The sequence below is a fragment of the Paenibacillus larvae subsp. larvae genome, from assembly GCF_002003265.1.
GTDB classification, from domain to species: domain Bacteria; phylum Bacillota; class Bacilli; order Paenibacillales; family NBRC-103111; genus Paenibacillus_H; species Paenibacillus_H larvae.
This window is the reverse complement of sequence record NZ_CP019687.1, coordinates 1,690,856-1,708,985: the sequence shown is the minus strand read 5'-3', so window position 1 is coordinate 1,708,985 and position 18,130 is coordinate 1,690,856. Positions and strand designations below refer to the sequence as shown.

Genomic DNA, 18,130 nt, shown 5'->3' with positions numbered 1-18,130 from the left:
ATACGATTTCCACCTATATATGACAGCATAAAACTACTGATCAAAAGAGGGGACCAGAAATATTTGGCAACCTCTCTTTTTTATTTTAATTTAGGAGGTAAAACATGAACCAACAAATAGAAAACAACTTTAAATACCACGCACCAAAAGAAGGACAGACCCAGAAATATACAGCAATCCGAGGAAAAGCGGAGGAGCTTGCCCATCTGATTGACGAGAGTTGCCCGAACAGCCGGGAAAAGTCACTGGCCCTAACAAATTTAGAGCAAGCAGTGATGTGGGCGAACGCTGCCATCGCAAGGAATTAAATTATACGGTCACTCAGTGGAGTGGCTTTTTATTTTGGAATGAGGAGTGGTGGCGTGGATTTCATGACGGTAGTAAGGGTTATTTGCATGATAATTTTGGGCACTCTTTCGATGTACGAATTTTATGGTTCCCATACCAGATATCAAGCGAATGATATTTCTGGGGCAATCTATCACATCCTGCTGGCTTTGTTTTGGGCTGTGTGGCTCCTCATTCAGGCTGTATTGGGTAAGTGAGCTTTTTTTACGATGATTTTTTGGAGGTGGGCACATGATCGCTTTAGCTTGGATACTGGCAGTGCTTTACTCACTCAACACCGGGTTAAGGGTTGCGGGAATTATTTGGGGTAAAGATGCTAGCATTAGGGTAGCCAATGCTATAATTGCTAGCATGACAGGATTAGTCGTATACTTCATGATTGCGTTCTTAAGGATGTAAGATTCATTTTTCACAAAACAAACTCAATACAAATTGGGAGGTGGGTGAGGTGAAATAGATGGCAAGAGCGAGAAGTCCGAACCGAGATAAGGCTTTGAAGATTTGGCTTAAACGTTCTGGTAACATAACAAACCGAGAAATAGCTGAAATGCTGGGGGAGAAAGAAAAGACCATCAGCAACTGGAAAAGTAGGGATAAGTGGAATGTAGTACTACAAACAGGTGAATGTAGTACTACAAAAACTGAGCCAAAAGGCGGTGCTCCAGAAGGAAACAAAAACGCTGTGGGAAATCGTGGAGGCGCGCCTCCTAGAAAAAATGCTAACGCCGTAACGCATGGTTTCTTTCGAAAGTACTTTCCCGAGGAAACGATGGAGATCATGGAGCAGATTTCAGAACGTTCTCCGCTTGACCTGCTTTGGGATCAAATCACCATACAGTATACAGCCATTGTCCGGGCACAGCGGATTATGTTTGTTCGCGATCAAGAAGATGAAACGCGAGTGTTGAAGAAAGACAGTAGCAGTGATAATTTCTTTGAACAAGAATGGGAGTATCAGCACGCTTGGGATAAACAAGCTACGTTTCTGCAAGCCCAATCTAGGGCTATGTCTACCCTGAGAAGTTTAATCAAACAGTACGAAGAAATGATTCGAGTTGGGCAGGGGGATGAGGAACAACGGCTCCGCATTCACAAATTGAAAGGCGAGATCGCATTGCTTGAACAAAAAGCAACCAAGGATCATGACAAGCCTATTGAAATCAGGATTAAACGTGCAAGGATGAGGCCGGATGATTGAAAAAGAGGTTAACCCTCACTTTGAAGATTTCCTTTTCGATTGGCATCACAAGTTTTATTTCCTTGTCGGTGGATACGGATCTTCTAAGAGTTACCACGTAGCATTAAAACTGGTGTTAAAGCTGCTGAACGAGAAACGGACGGCTTTGGTTGTTCGTGAGGTATACGATACTCATAGAGACTCTACGTATTCGCTATTAGAGGAAATCATAACGGATTTGGGACTGGATGGGACTGTAAGACCTATAACGTCCCCCATGCAAATACGATTTCCTAATGGTAGCAAGATCATATTCAAAGGTATGGATAAGCCGGCTAAACTTAAGTCGATTCATAATGTATCTATTGTGTGGATTGAAGAGTGTTCCGAAGTTAAATATGAAGGTTTTAAGGAGCTTCTTGGACGTTTGCGGCATCCTGCCTTGGACTTGCATATGTTGCTATCTACGAATCCGGTAGGTGAGGATAACTGGACATTCAAACACTTTTTCAAAGACGAATTAAAGAACCACATTGTGCTTGAAGACACAGATTTATACGAAAAACGGACCATTGTCAAAAACGATACCTTTTATCATCATTCAACAGCTGAAGATAACTTATTCTTACCTAAAAGTTATGTTGCCCAACTGGATGAACTAAAAGCCTATGACCCAGACCTTTACCGAATTGCGAGGGAAGGTCGTTTTGGTGTGAACGGAGTGAGAGTTTTGCCTCAATTTGAGGTAGCTTCTCATGAGGAAGTCATAGAAGCAATTTCACGTATACGAAAGCCGATTGAGCGAACTGGAATGGATTTTGGATTTGAGGATTCCTATAACGCTGTGGTTCGGCTGGCTGTAGATCACGAACAAAAAATTCTCTATATCTACTGGGAATATTATAAGAATCAGATGACCGATGACCGGACAGCCGAAGCATTACAAGAGTTTGCAAGAACGAAAGAACTCATAAAAGCAGATAGTGCTGAGCCCAAGACCATACGGTATTTCAGGCAAAAAGGCTTTAATATGCGTCCGGCAAAGAAGTTCCCAGGTTCTCGATTGCAGTATACAAAGAAGATAAAACGATTTAAAAAGATTATTTGCTCTGAGAAATGCCCGAACACGATCAGAGAACTTAAATATTTAACCTATAAGACAGATAAAAACGGCAGAATCCTACCGGATGAGTTCAATATTGATCCTCATACGTTTTCTGCCATTTGGTATGCACTAGATGATTACGAGGTAGCCGATCTAAAAAGTGGCTATTCATTTGAGTAGGAAAGGAGGAAAACCATGTCACCGGAAATGCAAGAAATCACAAACATACTGCGGGATGGAGCTAAGGCAAGAATGTCCTTGGAACAAATCATTCAAGTGGAAATGGGCGCGTGGAAAACGTCCGAAAAAAGAAAGTGGATGATGACCGGGGAGCGCTACTATAAAAATAAAACAGACATATTAAAGCGCGAACGAACCGCCATTGGGGAAAATGGATGTAAAGAAATAGTGGGGAACCTGGCCAATAATAAACTGGTTAATGGTTTTGTTCGCAAACTCGTTGATCAAAAGGTGGGGTATCTCTTATCAAAGCCCATGAGTATACAAACGAGCAATGAGGAGTATTTAGAACTGCTTACGGACTTTTTCGGAAGTCCGTTACTTCGGCTGATCAAAAATATTGGAAAAGAGAGCATCAACAAAGGAATTGCTTGGGTACATCCCTACTATGACATGGAGGGAAACCTATTATTCGCAAAGATCCCGTCAGAACAATGCATCCCCCTTTGGCGAGATGCCGCACATACTGAACTGGATGCCATGATAAGGACGTATGAGGTAGAGGTCTACGAAGGCTCACGGCGAACTACTGTTACAAAGGTAGAATGGTGGGATAGTTACGGCGTAAAAAGGTATGTGTTACAAGGCTCTCTTGTACCCGATGTGGAGGCAGGTGCTGAAGATTCCCATTTTCAATTCGTCGGCCAGGGTGAAACCGAAAAACCGATGAACTGGGAGCGTGTTCCGTTTGTAGCGTTCAAGTATAACGATGAAGAACAGCCACTTGTAGAATTGATCAAATCGTTAGTCGATGATTACGACGAAAGAAAATCTGATCACACCAACAACCTGGAAGACTTGCCCGATAGTATTTATGTTGTAAAAGGATTTGGTGGCACAGAGTCAGGGGAAATCCGAAAGAATTTATCTACATTCCGTATTATCAAAATTGATGATACTGAAGCAAACTCTGGTGTTGATACGATTTCTTTACCAATTGATACAGAAGCCTATGAAACACACATGAACCGAAACCGAAAAGACATCTATGAATTTGGGCGTGGTGTGGATACCCAATCTGAAAAATTTGGAGGAGATAAAAGCGGTGTTGCATTGCGCTTTTTATATGCAGATCTGGACATGGATGCGAACATCCTTGAAACAGAATTTCAAGCATCCCTGGAACAGTTGTTATGGTTTATTAATGCCCATATTTACAACACAACGGGGAAAGACTTTACTGGTGAGTCCGTGGATTTCATTTTTAACCGTGACATTTTAATCAACGAGACGGAAGCTATTAGCAATGCGAAAGATAGCCAGGGTGTGATCTCAGATGAGACAATTGTAGCCAACCATCCATGGGTAACAAATGCCCAAGATGAGTTACAACGCCTCAAGAGTGAAAAAGAAGAAGACATGAAGCGATTTGAGGAACAATCTTATCCTGGCTTGCAGCCGGAGGGTGAACCTGAATGAAGTCTCAGGAGTATTGGAGAAAACGTTCCGAGGAACTAGGATTGAGGCAGTTTAGAAAAGCAGATAGCTATGTGAACCGGCTCCAAAAGGAGTATGCGAAGGCTTGGAACTCTATGCAAAGGGACATCGAGACATTTTATATGAGGTTCGCAGATAACAATGAAATCAGCTACGCAGAAGCAAAAAAGCTCCTAGATGCAGGGGAATTGAAAGAGTTCAAAATGACATTAGAGGAATTCACTGAGAAAGCCAAAAACAACGCTGATCACCGGTGGACAAAGGAGTTAAACAATGTCTATTACAGGACCCGCATCAGCCGTTTGGAAGCCTTGCAGATCCAACTCAGGCATCAGATAGAAATATTGTCAGAGGGGACTAAGAGAGGCACGGGCGGCCTGCTGAGTGATACCTATACGGATACGTATCATAGAACGCTTTATGAAATCCAAAAAGGGACCGGCATTGGTGTTACATTTGCTAAAATTGATTCCGAGGCTGCCGGGAAAATCATATCGAATAAGTGGTTGAGCGCTAATTACAGTGAAAGAATATGGGCAAATAAAGCCAAATTGATCCGGGAACTGGATACTAATCTAGCACAGTCTCTAATCAGGGGAGACAACGTAAATAAGACGGCTCGTACACTATCCGAAAGGATGCAGGTATCCTTTTTGAATGCAGCAAGACTTGTTCAGACAGAAAGCGCACATATAACAAGTCAAGCTACGTTTGATTCGTATAAGGCAAGTGGTGTGGTTGAAAAATACGAATTCTTGGCTACCTTAGACCGAAGGACATCTAAAGTATGCCGTCATATGGATGGAAAGGTGTTTTTGCTTTCTGAAAAGAAAGAAGGAGTAAACTTTCCACCTCTGCATCCACGCTGCCGAAGTACCACGGTAGCGTTTTTTGATGATGATGTAGGTGTTAGAGCAGCAAAGGGCAAGAACGGGAAGACCTACTATGTTCCCGGCGATTTGAACTATGAAGAATGGTATAAACAATTTGTCGAATAACCGGACACGACCGGGTAAAAAGTGAGGAGTTATGTATATGGAATGGTTGGAAAAATTACTTGAAGGCAAAGGCTTGACCGATGAACAGATTCAATTAATTGCGGGAGGTGTTGAGGAAAACTATAAAGGGCATATTCCAAAACATCGCTTCGATGAAGTCAATGAAGCTAAGAAGCAGTTGGAGACTGAGATCAAGGATCGGGACAAACAATTGTCTGAATTGCAAAAAACAGTTGGGGATAATCAGTCGCTTCAAGATCAAATTGCTAAACTGCAAGATGAAAACAAAAAGAAAGAAGCAGAGTACCAAACAAAAATCAAAGATTTGTCCGTTACTAACGCTATCAAGTTAGCTTTGAACGGTCAGGTACACGATGAAGAACTAGTTGCCGGACTTCTGGATAAAACAAAATTGGAGTTGGATGAATCGGGAGCTTTAAAAGGACTCGATGACCAGGTGAAAGTCCTGCAGGAAAGCAAGGCTTTTTTGTTTGTCCAAAACGATCAGACATCGCCAAGATTTAAAGGAGCAAGTCCTGCCGATGGCGTGGATGGTAAAGGCGGCGAAGGCGGCCATGACGGAGACTTTGGTAAACGAGTCGCCGATTTCGCGAAAAGCAATGAAGGCTTAGAGAAAGCCAGATTATCTTATTTTGAGTAATGGAGGTTGGGTTCATGAAATTCGTTGAAACGAAGTTTAGCAATAAAAAAGACATCCTAAAATTCCCTGATCACTATGTCGCTGTTGCGGTTACGCTAGACGATGCAGGGGTAGAGGCAAATTCCGAGGGCAAAAAAATAATCCCTGCCGGTACTATTCTGGGAGGTGGAGTTCTTCAGGATACTTCTAAACTTGCCAAAAAAGCAAGTGGGGCGGAAGCAGAGGGAGTTCTTATGAATGATACTGACGTAACCTATGGTCCCGCATCAGGAGCTATGATCATTCATGGCTTCATCGATTCGGCCAAAATTCCCACACCGCCGGATGACGCAACAAAAGCAGTCTTAAACCAAATCACATTTTTAGCCTAAGGAAGGATGATAAACATGCCAAATATTTTTGATCTTGTAAACGCGAAGAATATTGCAACCTATTACCTTGCAACCCCTTCAAACGCCATTCCATATTTGGGAGGAACGCTGTTTCCGCCGAAGAAACAACTTGGGTTAGACCTGAGTTGGATAAAGGGTTCCCGTGGGCTGCCCGTTGCCTTAATGCCGTCTGAATTTGATTCAAAGGCAACTCTGCGGGATCGCATCGGATTTAGCAAAATTGATACGGAGATGCCGTTTTTCCGCGAGGCCATGAGAATTGGCGAGAAAGATCGGCAGGAGTTAAATAAACTAGCCGCATCGCAAAATGAGGCACTGATTATGCCTGTCATTAATGCTATTTACGATGACGTGACAACACTCATTAACGGTGCTCAAGTCGTCCCCGAACGGATGATTATGCAGTTACTTTCATCCGGAAAAATTGAAATTGAAGCCAATAGACTAGCGTACAAATATGACTACAAAATGCCAAGTGGCCACAAAATCACATTAACGACCGACACAGACAAATGGAGTCATCCGGAAGCCGACATTGTTGGGGATATTAAAACGTGGCAGGACACAGTAGAGGATGATACAGGAGTGCGTCCGACAAACGCCATTTGTACCCGCAAAACATGGAACTACATCCTACAAAACGTAGCCATTCGTAAAGACATGAATCCGTTAGGCGGGCAAAATATTATCATGACGGACGCCATGATGAAACAATACCTGGAAACGAAACTGGGCGTTAAAATATCCGTCTATAACAAAAAGTTTGCTTTGCAAGACGGAAGCATGCACTTGTTTTACCCTGATGGCTACTTTACCCTAATTCCGGATGGTACATTAGGCAATACGTACTACGGCACAACGCCGGAAGAATCTGACCTGATGACCGGAAGCACTGTGGCAAATGTGTCCATTGTCAATACGGGCGTAGCAATCACCACTATTAAGGAGCCACATCCGGTGAACGTTGAAACCATTGTTTCCGAGATTGTCCTGCCTTCGTTTGAAACCATTGACCAAATCTTTATTGCTAAAGTGGTCTAGGAGGGAACAAGATGGCTAAAAAACCGGATCAGACAGAGGCAGATAAGAAGCAATTAACGGCAAAAAAAGCGCAATCGCAAAAAGAACAATACGTGAAGGTGCAATGGGTTACAAATGTGAAATACCGAGGCAACATCTATTATGCGGGACAGCGAACTGATGTTCGAGACGATGATTATAGCACTCTTGTAAATGAGAAGGTCATTCGTTTAGAGGAGGGACAAGATGAGCATGTCAGGGAATGACATCCTAGCAATCGTAAAGCTTCGCCTTGGCCTCCCTGATGAGTTCGACGCATTGGTCCTATCCTACGTGAAGGAAATCGGGGAGCGCATTCTTCATTATTGCAATATTAAAGTTATCCCCGCAGCTTTACATGAGGTGTGGACCTCCATGGTGATCGATATACTGCGAATTGAGCAGCCGAAACTTCCGGGAATCGAAGAAACGAACGGGACAGCCGAGAATATTAAGATTGGGGACACCTCCATCAGTCCGGCGAATAGCTCCAGCGTGACGAACGCATCAAAAAAAGTAATGGAGTCCATCGTCACCAACTACCGGGTAGATTTAAACCCGTACAGGAAAATGAGGTGGTAGCATGGCCAGCTATACTAGGCATCGTAAAACAATTGAAAAAATGTATGAAGACCAGGCTACGATTAGCGGTTTCCGGGAAGTAACGAAGCCCAATGGAAGTACGAATCTTGCACCAGTGGTGGTTTATGAGAATCAACCTTGCCGGATATCCCAAAAAGCCCTAGGTGCAAATAATCAGAAAGATGCTCAGAACAATATCGCCTATGAGACCAAGTTGTTCATTTCACCTGAATTAGAGCTCCACCAAGGGGATGTGGTAGAAATAAAACGCGGTGCATTAAGCAGAGAGTATACTGCCGGTGAGCCATTCGTGTACCCAACCCACCAGGAAGTATCCTTACAAAGAAAGGGTTATGCCTAATGGCCAAATGGGGAGATGTAGACTTTTCAGAGCTTACGAAGTTTACTAAGAATCTTGAAAAAGCGTCCAATAGTGATCTGATTGGGCGCTTTATTTCGGACTTTTTGATTGAAATGGCGATGCGGGCAGATAGAAAGATCAAAAAACGCACGCCTGTAGGCAAGACTGGACAACTAAGGCGAAACTGGAAAGTGGGAAGTGTACAGAAGATGGGGAATGAGTATGTCGTAGAAATATCTAATGAAACCCATTACGGCTCGTTTGTAGAGTACGGGCATCGGACCAGAGACCTGAAAGGATGGGTGGAAGGTCGATTTATGATTACCATTTCCATGAAAGAGATCGAAAGGGAGCTGCCTAAGTACCTTGAAAAAAGGTTCACAAAATTCCTCGAAGGGCTGATAGGATGAATCAAGTTAAAGATGGAGTTATCCGGAAGTTAAAGACGCTATACCCGGATGAGAAGGTTTCCGATGAGAAGATCCGGCAAGGGTTAGAGAATGTTCGCTTCTTCGTCAAGGTACTGGATACAGCGCAGAATAGGGAGTTAGACCGCCGCTATAAGCGATGTGTCTTCTTGGATATCCATTACTTTGCTTCATCCTATGAAGAGGCGTACGAGGTAGCAGAGACGCTCTATGAAGGCATGGAGTATATACAAGTTGGGGAACACACAGTCCGGGGAACCGGGATGAGAAGCGAGATTGTGGACGATGTTTTACATTTTTTCATTTCATTTGATTACCATGTCATCAAACCAAAAGCGCCTGGCACAAAGCTGCAAGGATTAGAGCAGGAGGGAATTATCCGTGAGTAAAATGAAACAAGCCGTAAAGCCGGCTGTCTTCAGCAAGGAGCAATTCCTTGAATCCAAACAATTTAAAACAATAGAAAAAGATATTTTGTCCATTGTTTTAAAAGAGGACAGGGCTTATACAATCGAACAAGCAAAGGAAATGATCAAGGAACTACTTGAGAGGGAGGTTCGTTAAATGGCAGGCGGAACTTGGGAGAACCAGAACAAAGTAAGACCGGGAGTATATATAAATACAGCGTCCGAACGAAAGTCTATGACGGCAGTTGGGGAACGCGGCACCGTTGCAATTCCACTTACGCTAGGCTGGGGACAGGCAAAAGAGGTCCTAACCATTCATGTTGGAGACGATGTAAAAGAGCTTCTGGGGTACGATATCACGGCACCAGAGATGTTATTGCTTAGGGAAGCATTCAAACGGGCTAAGACAGTAAAACTATACCGGTTAGCTAATGGAGTAAAGGCTCAGGGAAACATTGGGGATATCACATTGGAGGCTAAATACAGCGGTATCCGTGGCAATGATATTAAAGTCAGCATAGAGGCGAATATAGATGACCCAACAAAGTTTAAGGTGAGGACCTTCGTGGCCAATGAGGAAGTACACAGGCAAGTGGCTTCTACTGCTGGGGACTTGGTTTCGAATGATTGGGTTCATTTCGAAGCAAAAACGCCCGATGCCGCCTTAACAGAAACAGCAGGAGTCCCCCTGACGGGTGGTGCAGACGGAAATGCCTCCTACCAAGATTATGTAGACTTCTTGACGGCAATCGATGCCCACGAATTCAATGCGATCTCCATCCCTTATGAAGGGCAGGAGAGCCATAAGTTAAACCCTCTTGTTCTCGCTCAGATAAAGCGCTGGAGGGAAGAGGAAGGCAGAAAGGTACAAGTAGTAGTTGCCAACTACAGAGCCGATTACGAGGGTGTTATCACCGTTAAAAACGGTGTCGTTTTGGAGGATGGAATAAAACTGGATTCGGCTCAAGCTACGGTGTGGACGGCAGCCGCCACAGCTTCGGCAGGGGCGAACGAATCCCTCACCTACCAGTCTTATGAGGGTGCGGTGGATGCAAATCCACGTTTGACAAATAAGCAGATTGAAGAGGCGCTAACAGCCGGAGAATTTGTCTTCGTTTATAACAATAATCGCGTGATCGTAGAGCAGGACATTAATAGTTTTGTCTCCTACACAGAGAAAAAGCGTAAACACTTTTCCAAGAACCGGGTCATTCGTACGCTGGATGGCATTGCTAATGACAGCAAACGAATATATGAAACCCAGTATATTGGCAAAGTAGATAACAACGCGGATGGCAGAAACCTATTTAAACAAGAACTCATTCGGCTGCTGGAGTTGTATCAAGGTATGAACGCAGTGCAGAACTTCGATGCCCAAAAAGACGTAACCGTAGAACCCGGCAAGGAATCAGACAGTGTGACGGTGGACGTGTATATCCAGCCGGTGGATGCCATCGAAAAAATCTATATGCAAGTAGAGGTGAAATGATATGTCTTGGATGAAAGCAGCAGATGCCATTTCCGGACAGGAAGGGCGAGCCTATGCAACCATCAAGGGAAGAGCAGAAGAAATGTTTTACGTAAAAAGCATTGAGGTGACCGCCAAAAAAATAAAAAGGAAATTCGTACACTGGGAAAACGTGGCGACCAGCACAAAGCGAATGGATGGTCAGGCGAGGGGAAAATGACCCTTTATTATGTCACCACAACATTCCGCCAGCTTATGCTGGATTATATCAAAACGGGAAAAGATACCTACTTTGATATCATGATCACCAATGAGGACCCGGCATCTGAAATAGGAGCCCAAACCGTCATTTTAAAGAACGTCAACTTAGACGAAGTGATCATAGCTAAACTGGATATAGAGGGTGATGCTTTAGACGAAGAAGTCAGCTTCACCTTCGACGATGTAGATATTATCGATTCGTTCAAAAAACCAACCCTATACTAATTTTAAAAAAAGGAGACTGAAAAACAATGAGTGGAGGATTACAAGCATTTTTTGCCCAAGAGGCTGGCGAAGCCATTACGGAGAAGGTCGTGGTATCCGATCGGTTTAAAGATAAGGACGGAAAACCTGTACCGTGGGAAATCCGCAGCATGACGGAAGCCGAGAATGAAGAGATCCGCAAGTCTGCAACAAGAAAAGTAAAATCCAAAAATGGCATGTATACGACAGAAACCAATAATGAGCTTTACTTGGCGAAACTGGCGGTAGCTAGTGTTGTTTTCCCAGATTTAAAGAATGTGGAACTGCAGCAGTCCTATGGAACATTGGGGGCCGAAAACCTCTTACGCAGGATGCTGCTTCCTGGGGAGTATGCGAATCTGATTGAAAAAGTACAGGAGATCAACGGCTTTGATAAAGACATCGAAGATCTAAAAGAAGAAATAAAAAACTAATGGAAGAGGGCGATGGTGAGACGAATTATGCTTACTACGCCCTCCATGAACTTCATATTTTGCCACATGAGTTAGTCAAAATGTCGCGCTTCGAAAAAGCCGCCATCTACAAGATGATTGATATGCGCGTGAAAGAAGAGAAGAAATTGCGAGACAAAATGAAAGAATAACAGTGGGTAAGGCGCTCTTATAGAGTGCCTTTCTCTACTTAGGGGGGTGAAGTATGGCAACTGTAGCAGCATCACTCAAAATCTTTGATGCCTTTTCTAACCCATTTCAAAACTTTGCTCGAGGTGCGAAATCCGCTGACTCCGCATTACAAAAATTGCAGGCCGCCGCCAATCGTACTCATAACATGAAGGCTTCCTTAGATGTCAGCGGGGTGATCAGTAGAAATACGGCAGCGCAGTCCAAATTCAACCATCAGCTTCAGGACGGCACGAATAAAGCCCATAATCTCACCAAAAGCATCAAATCCATTGCTGCGGCATATGTAGGCCTTGAAGCTGCGAAAAAAGTGTGGAATGCCACGATCGGCGGGGCCATGGAACAGCAGAAGATGGAGGATATGTTCAAGGCTAGAACAGGGGATTCTGAAGTCGGGAAAGCGATGTTTGAAAAGTTCAAAGGCAATGCGATTAAAGCTGGGGTGGATGTCAAGGAGGCGTTAACCGGCGCACTCTCTTTCTTTTCTACTACAAAGAACAGTGGCCAGATTCAAGAATTAAACATGATCGCCAAACAGCTCAACGCCTTTGATACTGCCGGAAATGGGCTTGCTGGGGCGGTTTTCTCTGTAAAGGAAGCCTTATCGGGGGATATTGTATCTCTTTCTGAACGGTTTAATATTGGGAAAGCAAAAATCAGAAGCACGGGACTAGTTGAAAAAGCCAAAAAAGGCGACATAGACGGATTTATCCAATCCTTTCAAAAGCTTTTAGAACTTGAAAGCATGGGGAAAGATGCCTTTAACCGCATGCTGGATGGACCGGCATATAAATGGAAAATGCTCTTAAACAATTTAAAAAACATGTTTGCCGATGCCGGGAGATGGGCGGTTCAAGCGTTCATGCCGCTGATTAATTTATTTAATCAAATCATACAGAGTCAGGGGATTCAAACCTTTTTTGTCATCCTTGGCTCTTTGCTGTATGGAATTGCGGTTGCGATAGGCTGGATAGGCAATAATGTCATTTGGCTGTTTGATGTGATCGCTCCCTATGCTTCGGCCATCCTAGCTTTTTTTGCTATTTTAGCTTTGCAATATGTTCCGGCGCTCATTGCTTCTTTACTACAGTTAGGGCAAGTTGTGTTGGGGGTTATGCTTAAATTTCTGTTCACTAACCCAATATTATTCGGCATTGCCTTAGCTATAGGGGTAATCATTGCGGTTCTTATTCTTTTCGGGGTTACGGCGCAGGAAATACTAGGTTTTGTTGCTGGATTATTCGGCTCCTTTTTTGCCTTTTTTCATAACGGTTTTGCCTTAATGTGGAATAGGGTCGTATCGTTCGCTGAGTTTTTGGTGAATGTCTTTATTGATCCTGTATACGCAGTGAAGAACTATTTTTACAATATGGCGGTAGACTTTGGCAAATACATGGTCAATATGATTCGAAGTGCAGAAGATTTTGCCGGGGTATTTACAAAGGTGATCTTTGAGGCTATCAATATAGCACTTAGAGCCTTTAACTTGTTTGCGCAAGGGCTCAATATGGTTTTGGGCACCAAATTTAAGTCAGTAGGGCTTCTTGATACCGAGAACCCCCATGCCCTTTCAGATAGGGTGCAGGGTGTTATAGATAGCATTCCGAAGCCCACAAGTGATAAAGATGTTGTGGATTTTTCAAAATATAAAATGGAACAGTGGAACCTAAAAGATTCGTTTGATACGGGTTATGGAAAAGGTTTTGATTTTACCAATAAACTCAAAGATGGCTTCAAAATGCCCGGATATGATCCAGATGATATCCTCAACAAATGGGATGCGAAGGCAGGGAAAATGGCTCCTATTTCCGATGATGATAAAAAGAAGAAGCCGAAAATGCCCAAGGCACCTAAACAGCCAAAGGTGAAAATGCCGAAGTCACTTAAGAAAGTGGACAAAGTCGGAAAGATCGAAGATCAAGTAGATATCTCAAGTGAGGATCTGAAAGTCATGCGGGAGCTGGCAGAGATGAAAAGTATCCAGAATTTCGTTACGCTAACTCCGACAGTTAATGTCAAGACAGGAGATATCCGAGAAGGCTATACGCTTGATGAGATCATTGATCGGCTCACAGATAAACTTCAAAGTGACATCGTTGCAAGCGCTCAGGGGGTGTATGGATGAGAACGGGGATCTGGCTCAGTTATAACAACCAGGAGGAAGGATTCAAGCTCCCCGTAAATCCTGAGAATATTGAAATCAGTGGGGGAAATAACGGGAAGACCTACAGTGCGGTAGGGTTAGGAGAAATCAATGTGATCAAAGAGTTAAGGCTTCGTGACATCAAGTTCGAGAGCATTTTTCCGGCCATGAATTATCCCTTTGTCGAAAAGGACGCGGTACTCCTGGAACCCTCCCACTATGTGGGCTACTTAGAAAAATGGCTCACCAAAATCCACCCTATCCGGTTTATCTATGTCGGAGATACAATAGATATCAATTTGGCCATGTCCATTGAAGAGTTCACCTACAAGGAAGTAGCAGGATCTCCGGGAGATATTGAATATTCACTGAGTCTGAAGGAATACCTTTTCTACGAGGCTAACCGGGCTATTATTACCAGTAACGGGGTACAGGTGGACACGGGGCGGCCGGATGAGCGAGAATCCAAAACGACACATAAGGTTTTACCCGGCGAAACCCTCTTCCGCATCGCCCAGAAGCATGGCACCACACTGAAGGAACTTCAAAACATGAACAACATGACGGATGAACAAGTCAAGAAATTGAAAGTTGGATCCGTCATAAGGTTAAGGTGAGGTCATGAAAAAAAGCGTTAAAGAAATCCTGATGAACAGCAAGAAGCGCGGGATCATCTGGGAAATCTCTGAACTCGTAACGGAGATCACTTATAAGACATCCCGGATCGGAAAGCCGGCTGAATTAAATATATCTTGTATCAAAAAGGGGTTGTATCAGAATGCTATTTTTGGTTTTGAAAATGGGGATGTCATCCGGTTCCGCATGAACGGTGTAAACCTATTCTACGGTTACATTTTTAAAATTAGCAGCGGAGCAGATGAACAGGTTACACTCACTTGTTATGATCAAACGCGTTACTTAAATTCAAATGACACCTATGTATTTAAGGGTATGACAGCTACCGATGTGATCCGGCGTATTGCGGGGGATTTGCAGCTTTCTGTTGGTTACTTAGATAATACCGGTTATGTCCTCCCACCCATGGCTGAAGACGACAAAAAGCTTATGGACATCATTTGCAAAGCTTTAGATACAACACTCATCGCTACGCACCGAAACTATGTTTTTTACGATGATTTCGGTAAATTGACACTCAGAAATATTAATGACATGAGGGTAGATGCCGTAATAGGGGATAAAAGCTTCATGACGGATTACGACTATGAAAGGTCCATTGATGGCGAGACATACAACCGGGTGAAAGTGGTTCAGGACAACAAAGAAACGAAACGCAGAGATGTCTATATAGCTCAAGACAGTGCCAATATAGCCAAGTGGGGAAGGCTCCAACTCTTTCGAAAGATCGATGAGAAACTAAACAGCGCTCAAGCACAGGAAATCATGAATAACCTCATTGAGTTGCACAACCGGGAGCAAAGAAAAATCCGGATTGATGCGATTGGAGACTTGCGAATCCGTGCAGGGTGTTTTATTCCCATTGTCATCAAGGAATTGGAGATCAAACAATATTTCCTAATTGATGAGTGCACGCACAAATTTGAGGGAGAAGACCATACGATGACGTTAGATTTGAAGGTGATATAATGCTGAACATTATTAAGCAGGCTGCTCTTGGTGCTGTCGATACGTCGAATCCCGTTGCTATTCTATTTGGAGAAATAAACAAAACGAGTCCTCTTGAGGTAAACGTCGATCAGCGTTTTGCTCTCACAGAGGATTTTTTCATTGTGCTGGATCAGGCCAAGGAATTATCTGTGGGAGATAGGATAGCTTTGCTTCGCGTCCAAGGCGGGCATAGCTATGTGATACTTGGAAAGGTGGTGTAACCATGCTTCCTACCGGATCCATTTTAGCGCCCGATGACACCATTCAAATCACGCAGCAGCCAAGCAAGACCTACAAAATAGATTTTGAACAGAAACGAGTAACGGGAACCGTAGACGGTCTAGAATCCGTAAAGCAGTCTGTAAAGAAAATCCTGTGTACATCCCGTTTCGAACACCTCATATACAGCGATAGGTATGGAAGCGATATAAAACCATTGATTGGGAAAACTCCTGGGCTTGTACAGTCCGATCTTAAAAGACGCATTTCCGAAGCACTTATGCAGGATGACCGAATAAAAGAAGTAGGAAACTTTAGATTTGATTCGTCTGGTGACTCTACTACTGTCTCCTTTACTATAACGAGTGTTTTTGGGGTGATCAATGAAGTACAGGAGGTGAAGGAAATTGTATGAGGAACAAACCTTTGAAGCGATCATGAAGAGAATGCTGGACAGGGTTTCGGGTGACGTAGATAAACGGGAAGGCAGCGTGATTTATGATGCCCTGGCCCCTATTGCTTTTTCATTAGCTGAAGCTTACGCAGATTTGGATATAAACTGGAAGCTATCTTCAGCCAGTACAGCCTCCGGAGAGTATTTGGAATGGAACACCTCAGACTTTGGGGTTACGCGGGAGCCGGCTACAAAAGCAAAAAGGAAAGGTGTCTTTGAAGATACAAACAGTCATCCTAAAGACATACCCGTAGGCAGCCGTTTTAGTATTGAAAAGGTGACCTATAAGGCGATAAAGAAACTAGCTATAGGCGAATACGTCTTAGAGTCGGAAGTACCTGGAGAGATAGGAAATAAGCATTTTGGCAAGCTGTTGCCGATTGATTTTATCGAGGGTTTGGCAAGCGCAGAATTAACTGACATTATCGTCCCCGGAGAAGATGAAGAGGATGATGAAAGTCTAAGGAAAAGGTATTTCGACCAGCTCAATGAAAAGCCGTTTGGCGGAAATATCCCCGATTATCAACGGAAGTTAAAATCTATAAACGGGGTTGGGGGAGTAAAGATATTTCCGTCCTGGAAAGGTGGCGGTACGGTCAAGTGTACGATTATCGCGAGTGATTTTAATCCGCCTTCCCCCCAACTGGTGGAGGATATTCAGACGGAGATTGACCCGGTGGAGAATGCCGGAAAGGGCATCGGCTGGGCTCCCATTGGACATGCCGTAACCATTGCTCCGGTTCACCCCGTTACAGTCGAGGTGAGTACGACTCTGGTATTGAACCGGGGAGTTACCGTGGGACAAATCCGGGAGGAATTGGACAACGTAATATCCGAGTATTTGCTTGCTTTGCGGAAAGGCTGGGAAATTGAGGACAAGCTTATTGTCCGGGTGAGCCAGCTGGAGGCGCGTATCCTGACCGTAAGCGGCGTAGCAGACATAGCGGGAACACAGCTAAACGGAGCTGCCGGCAATCTGGAACTTGGCAGCGAGGAAGTCCCTTTATTTGGGGGTGTTCAGATTGTCTAAACTCATCGATATGCTGCCGGCTTACTACCGAGAGATCAAGGAATTCCAAGAGCTTATGAAAACGATGGACGAAGAGGCTAGGTTGTTTCAAATTGAAATCGAGAGGCTATTAAACAATCAATTTGTCCTCCGTTCAGACGAAGTGGCCACTAAACGCCGGGAAAATGAGCTCAGTATCCAAGCAGATCCACAGGAAGAAAGTCTAGACTTCCGGCGGAAGCGTATCGTTAACCGGTATTCGACTAAGCCTCCTTTTACCATCCGGTATTTGCAGGAAAGACTTGATTTTCTGCTTGGTAAAGGTCGAGCAACAGCCAGCGTGGACCCTCAAAAGTTTATTTTAAAGGTCAATACTAAAATCAATGATGCTGCGGTATTTCGGGAAGTGGAACACACCATCCATACCATTAAGCCGGCTAACCTAGTCTACAACCAAGAAACCTCCCTGCAGGACGGCATAGGGATTGGGGAGCATATTTACAAGTCTACCTTGACCCGTAAGACAAAACTTGGATCATGGAAACTTGGCCGGGTTCCATTCGCAGAGAGAGGCAAGGAGGAACTGGTGAAATGATTGCTACAGCTTTTTTAAATGAGGTTGCAGGGTATGCCGCGGATCGAATAGGAAAAGTGGTCCTGAACGGTGAATATGAAGTTGAAAACGTTCAGAAGACGCTTAATGAGCACGTAATTAATCTTGAGTATATGGTGCCCAAGGGAGCAGTTGAAAACATTCATACCATTGAAGTAAAAGCAACGGACGGTGGGTTGATTAGTAAAAATGAGGTCTTTATCCCGATTACTTCAGATACCGTGATCAAACAAACCTTATTTGTGGAGGAGGTGTAAC

28 protein-coding genes are annotated in these 18,130 nt (G+C 43.8%); all 28 read left to right on the top strand.

Annotated elements, in window-relative coordinates:
• Positions 1–104: 104 nt before the first annotated feature.
• The 28 genes from BXP28_RS08815 (at position 105) to BXP28_RS08690 (ending at position 18,129) form a co-directional block, all read left to right on the top strand.
• A complete protein-coding gene (locus tag BXP28_RS08815) occupies positions 105–308 on the top strand; it encodes an Acb2/Tad1 domain-containing protein (RefSeq protein WP_024093566.1) in 204 nt (67 codons plus the stop codon).
• A gap of 271 nt (positions 309–579) precedes the next feature.
• Complete coding sequence (locus BXP28_RS23585; RefSeq protein ID WP_158673683.1) at positions 580–747, top strand: hypothetical protein; 168 nt, start codon at positions 580–582, stop codon at positions 745–747.
• A 58-nt stretch (positions 748–805) separates the two neighbouring features.
• Entirely contained in the window at positions 806–1,546 is a 741-nt protein-coding gene (terS, locus tag BXP28_RS08805; protein WP_023485194.1) for a phage terminase small subunit, read from the top strand.
• Positions 1,539–2,810 carry a PBSX family phage terminase large subunit gene (locus BXP28_RS08800; RefSeq protein ID WP_023485195.1) on the top strand — a complete coding sequence of 424 codons (1,272 nt, stop codon included), beginning with the start codon at positions 1,539–1,541 and terminating at the stop codon, positions 2,808–2,810. Before terS ends, BXP28_RS08800 begins: the two co-directional genes overlap by 8 nt.
• A 72-nt stretch (positions 2,811–2,882) precedes the next feature.
• Positions 2,883–4,289, top strand: a complete 1,407-nt coding sequence (locus tag BXP28_RS08795) for a phage portal protein (protein ID WP_235430650.1) — start codon at positions 2,883–2,885, stop codon at positions 4,287–4,289.
• Positions 4,286–5,305 (top strand): minor capsid protein, encoded by a 1,020-nt coding sequence (locus tag BXP28_RS08790; protein WP_023485197.1) that lies wholly within the window; start codon positions 4,286–4,288, stop codon positions 5,303–5,305. The genes BXP28_RS08795 and BXP28_RS08790 overlap by 4 nt, the downstream gene beginning before the upstream one ends.
• Positions 5,306–5,342: 37 nt before the next feature.
• On the top strand, positions 5,343–5,966 hold the full coding sequence (locus tag BXP28_RS08785) for a phage scaffolding protein (protein WP_036656478.1): 624 nt from the start codon (positions 5,343–5,345) through the stop codon (positions 5,964–5,966).
• A 14-nt stretch (positions 5,967–5,980) separates the two neighbouring features.
• A complete protein-coding gene (locus tag BXP28_RS08780) occupies positions 5,981–6,337 on the top strand; it encodes a hypothetical protein (protein ID WP_036656480.1) in 357 nt (118 codons plus the stop codon).
• 15 nt (positions 6,338–6,352) lie between these two features.
• Positions 6,353–7,399, top strand: coding sequence for a major capsid protein (locus tag BXP28_RS08775; RefSeq protein WP_023485200.1), 1,047 nt, complete (start codon positions 6,353–6,355; stop codon positions 7,397–7,399).
• Between the two features lie 11 nt (positions 7,400–7,410).
• A complete protein-coding gene (locus BXP28_RS08770; RefSeq protein ID WP_024094434.1) occupies positions 7,411–7,644 on the top strand; it encodes a DUF7210 family protein in 234 nt (77 codons plus the stop codon).
• A complete protein-coding gene (locus tag BXP28_RS08765; RefSeq protein WP_226989734.1) occupies positions 7,625–7,999 on the top strand; it encodes a DNA-packaging protein in 375 nt (124 codons plus the stop codon). The genes BXP28_RS08770 and BXP28_RS08765 overlap by 20 nt, the downstream gene beginning before the upstream one ends.
• A gap of 1 nt (position 8,000) precedes the next feature.
• Complete coding sequence (locus BXP28_RS08760) at positions 8,001–8,360, top strand: hypothetical protein (RefSeq protein WP_023485201.1); 360 nt, start codon at positions 8,001–8,003, stop codon at positions 8,358–8,360.
• Entirely contained in the window at positions 8,360–8,770 is a 411-nt protein-coding gene (locus BXP28_RS08755; protein WP_023485202.1) for an HK97 gp10 family phage protein, read from the top strand. The genes BXP28_RS08760 and BXP28_RS08755 overlap by 1 nt, the downstream gene beginning before the upstream one ends.
• Entirely contained in the window at positions 8,767–9,177 is a 411-nt protein-coding gene (locus BXP28_RS08750) for a phage tail terminator family protein (RefSeq protein WP_023485203.1), read from the top strand. The genes BXP28_RS08755 and BXP28_RS08750 overlap by 4 nt, the downstream gene beginning before the upstream one ends.
• On the top strand, positions 9,170–9,352 hold the full coding sequence (locus BXP28_RS08745) for a hypothetical protein (RefSeq protein WP_036656485.1): 183 nt from the start codon (positions 9,170–9,172) through the stop codon (positions 9,350–9,352). Before BXP28_RS08750 ends, BXP28_RS08745 begins: the two co-directional genes overlap by 8 nt.
• Entirely contained in the window at positions 9,353–10,684 is a 1,332-nt protein-coding gene (locus tag BXP28_RS08740; protein WP_023485204.1) for a phage tail sheath family protein, read from the top strand.
• 1 nt (position 10,685) lies between these two features.
• Positions 10,686–10,883 carry a hypothetical protein gene (locus BXP28_RS25050; protein WP_309556412.1) on the top strand — a complete coding sequence of 66 codons (198 nt, stop codon included), beginning with the start codon at positions 10,686–10,688 and terminating at the stop codon, positions 10,881–10,883.
• Positions 10,817–11,149 (top strand): phage tail tube protein, encoded by a 333-nt coding sequence (locus tag BXP28_RS08735; protein ID WP_309556483.1) that lies wholly within the window; start codon positions 10,817–10,819, stop codon positions 11,147–11,149. Before BXP28_RS25050 ends, BXP28_RS08735 begins: the two co-directional genes overlap by 67 nt.
• Before the next feature lie 26 nt (positions 11,150–11,175).
• Entirely contained in the window at positions 11,176–11,601 is a 426-nt protein-coding gene (locus tag BXP28_RS08730; protein ID WP_023485206.1) for a phage tail assembly chaperone, read from the top strand.
• Positions 11,601–11,771, top strand: coding sequence for a hypothetical protein (locus BXP28_RS23245; protein WP_024094427.1), 171 nt, complete (start codon positions 11,601–11,603; stop codon positions 11,769–11,771). The genes BXP28_RS08730 and BXP28_RS23245 overlap by 1 nt, the downstream gene beginning before the upstream one ends.
• 53 nt (positions 11,772–11,824) lie before the next feature.
• The gene (locus BXP28_RS08725; RefSeq protein ID WP_036656487.1) at positions 11,825–13,933 is read left to right on the top strand and encodes a phage tail family protein; all 2,109 of its coding nucleotides are present in this window, start codon (positions 11,825–11,827) and stop codon (positions 13,931–13,933) included.
• Positions 13,930–14,568, top strand: a complete 639-nt coding sequence (locus BXP28_RS08720; protein ID WP_023485208.1) for a LysM peptidoglycan-binding domain-containing protein — start codon at positions 13,930–13,932, stop codon at positions 14,566–14,568. The genes BXP28_RS08725 and BXP28_RS08720 overlap by 4 nt, the downstream gene beginning before the upstream one ends.
• Before the next feature lie 4 nt (positions 14,569–14,572).
• The gene (locus BXP28_RS08715; protein ID WP_023485209.1) at positions 14,573–15,556 is read left to right on the top strand and encodes an XkdQ/YqbQ family protein; all 984 of its coding nucleotides are present in this window, start codon (positions 14,573–14,575) and stop codon (positions 15,554–15,556) included.
• Positions 15,556–15,798 carry a DUF2577 domain-containing protein gene (locus BXP28_RS08710; RefSeq protein ID WP_023485210.1) on the top strand — a complete coding sequence of 81 codons (243 nt, stop codon included), beginning with the start codon at positions 15,556–15,558 and terminating at the stop codon, positions 15,796–15,798. Before BXP28_RS08715 ends, BXP28_RS08710 begins: the two co-directional genes overlap by 1 nt.
• Before the next feature lie 2 nt (positions 15,799–15,800).
• On the top strand, positions 15,801–16,211 hold the full coding sequence (locus tag BXP28_RS08705) for a DUF2634 domain-containing protein (RefSeq protein ID WP_023485211.1): 411 nt from the start codon (positions 15,801–15,803) through the stop codon (positions 16,209–16,211).
• Positions 16,204–17,280 carry a baseplate J/gp47 family protein gene (locus tag BXP28_RS08700; RefSeq protein WP_036656489.1) on the top strand — a complete coding sequence of 359 codons (1,077 nt, stop codon included), beginning with the start codon at positions 16,204–16,206 and terminating at the stop codon, positions 17,278–17,280. Before BXP28_RS08705 ends, BXP28_RS08700 begins: the two co-directional genes overlap by 8 nt.
• Complete coding sequence (locus BXP28_RS08695; protein ID WP_036656491.1) at positions 17,273–17,854, top strand: putative phage tail protein; 582 nt, start codon at positions 17,273–17,275, stop codon at positions 17,852–17,854. Before BXP28_RS08700 ends, BXP28_RS08695 begins: the two co-directional genes overlap by 8 nt.
• Entirely contained in the window at positions 17,851–18,129 is a 279-nt protein-coding gene (locus BXP28_RS08690; RefSeq protein WP_024094419.1) for a hypothetical protein, read from the top strand. Before BXP28_RS08695 ends, BXP28_RS08690 begins: the two co-directional genes overlap by 4 nt.
• Position 18,130 lies beyond the last annotated feature (1 nt).

Excerpts from the sequence above, each read along its gene's own strand:
- BXP28_RS08815 (WP_024093566.1), top strand. The coding sequence starts at position 105 with ATGAACCAACAAATAGAAAACAACTTTAAATACCACGCACCAAAAGAA.
- BXP28_RS23585 (WP_158673683.1), top strand. The coding sequence starts at position 580 with ATGATCGCTTTAGCTTGGATACTGGCAGTGCTTTACTCACTCAACACC.
- terS (WP_023485194.1), top strand. The coding sequence starts at position 806 with ATGGCAAGAGCGAGAAGTCCGAACCGAGATAAGGCTTTGAAGATTTGG.
- BXP28_RS08800 (WP_023485195.1), top strand. The coding sequence starts at position 1,539 with ATGATTGAAAAAGAGGTTAACCCTCACTTTGAAGATTTCCTTTTCGAT.
- BXP28_RS08795 (WP_235430650.1), top strand. The coding sequence starts at position 2,883 with ATGTCCTTGGAACAAATCATTCAAGTGGAAATGGGCGCGTGGAAAACG.
- BXP28_RS08790 (WP_023485197.1), top strand. The coding sequence starts at position 4,286 with ATGAAGTCTCAGGAGTATTGGAGAAAACGTTCCGAGGAACTAGGATTG.
- BXP28_RS08785 (WP_036656478.1), top strand. The coding sequence starts at position 5,343 with ATGGAATGGTTGGAAAAATTACTTGAAGGCAAAGGCTTGACCGATGAA.
- BXP28_RS08780 (WP_036656480.1), top strand. The coding sequence starts at position 5,981 with ATGAAATTCGTTGAAACGAAGTTTAGCAATAAAAAAGACATCCTAAAA.
- BXP28_RS08775 (WP_023485200.1), top strand. The coding sequence starts at position 6,353 with ATGCCAAATATTTTTGATCTTGTAAACGCGAAGAATATTGCAACCTAT.
- BXP28_RS08770 (WP_024094434.1), top strand. The coding sequence starts at position 7,411 with ATGGCTAAAAAACCGGATCAGACAGAGGCAGATAAGAAGCAATTAACG.
- BXP28_RS08765 (WP_226989734.1), top strand. The coding sequence starts at position 7,625 with ATGAGCATGTCAGGGAATGACATCCTAGCAATCGTAAAGCTTCGCCTT.
- BXP28_RS08760 (WP_023485201.1), top strand. The coding sequence starts at position 8,001 with ATGGCCAGCTATACTAGGCATCGTAAAACAATTGAAAAAATGTATGAA.
- BXP28_RS08755 (WP_023485202.1), top strand. The coding sequence starts at position 8,360 with ATGGCCAAATGGGGAGATGTAGACTTTTCAGAGCTTACGAAGTTTACT.
- BXP28_RS08750 (WP_023485203.1), top strand. The coding sequence starts at position 8,767 with ATGAATCAAGTTAAAGATGGAGTTATCCGGAAGTTAAAGACGCTATAC.
- BXP28_RS08740 (WP_023485204.1), top strand. The coding sequence starts at position 9,353 with ATGGCAGGCGGAACTTGGGAGAACCAGAACAAAGTAAGACCGGGAGTA.
- BXP28_RS25050 (WP_309556412.1), top strand. The coding sequence starts at position 10,686 with ATGTCTTGGATGAAAGCAGCAGATGCCATTTCCGGACAGGAAGGGCGA.
- BXP28_RS08730 (WP_023485206.1), top strand. The coding sequence starts at position 11,176 with ATGAGTGGAGGATTACAAGCATTTTTTGCCCAAGAGGCTGGCGAAGCC.
- BXP28_RS23245 (WP_024094427.1), top strand. The coding sequence starts at position 11,601 with ATGGAAGAGGGCGATGGTGAGACGAATTATGCTTACTACGCCCTCCAT.
- BXP28_RS08725 (WP_036656487.1), top strand. The coding sequence starts at position 11,825 with ATGGCAACTGTAGCAGCATCACTCAAAATCTTTGATGCCTTTTCTAAC.
- BXP28_RS08720 (WP_023485208.1), top strand. The coding sequence starts at position 13,930 with ATGAGAACGGGGATCTGGCTCAGTTATAACAACCAGGAGGAAGGATTC.
- BXP28_RS08715 (WP_023485209.1), top strand. The coding sequence starts at position 14,573 with ATGAAAAAAAGCGTTAAAGAAATCCTGATGAACAGCAAGAAGCGCGGG.
- BXP28_RS08710 (WP_023485210.1), top strand. The coding sequence starts at position 15,556 with ATGCTGAACATTATTAAGCAGGCTGCTCTTGGTGCTGTCGATACGTCG.
- BXP28_RS08705 (WP_023485211.1), top strand. The coding sequence starts at position 15,801 with ATGCTTCCTACCGGATCCATTTTAGCGCCCGATGACACCATTCAAATC.
- BXP28_RS08690 (WP_024094419.1), top strand. The coding sequence starts at position 17,851 with ATGATTGCTACAGCTTTTTTAAATGAGGTTGCAGGGTATGCCGCGGAT.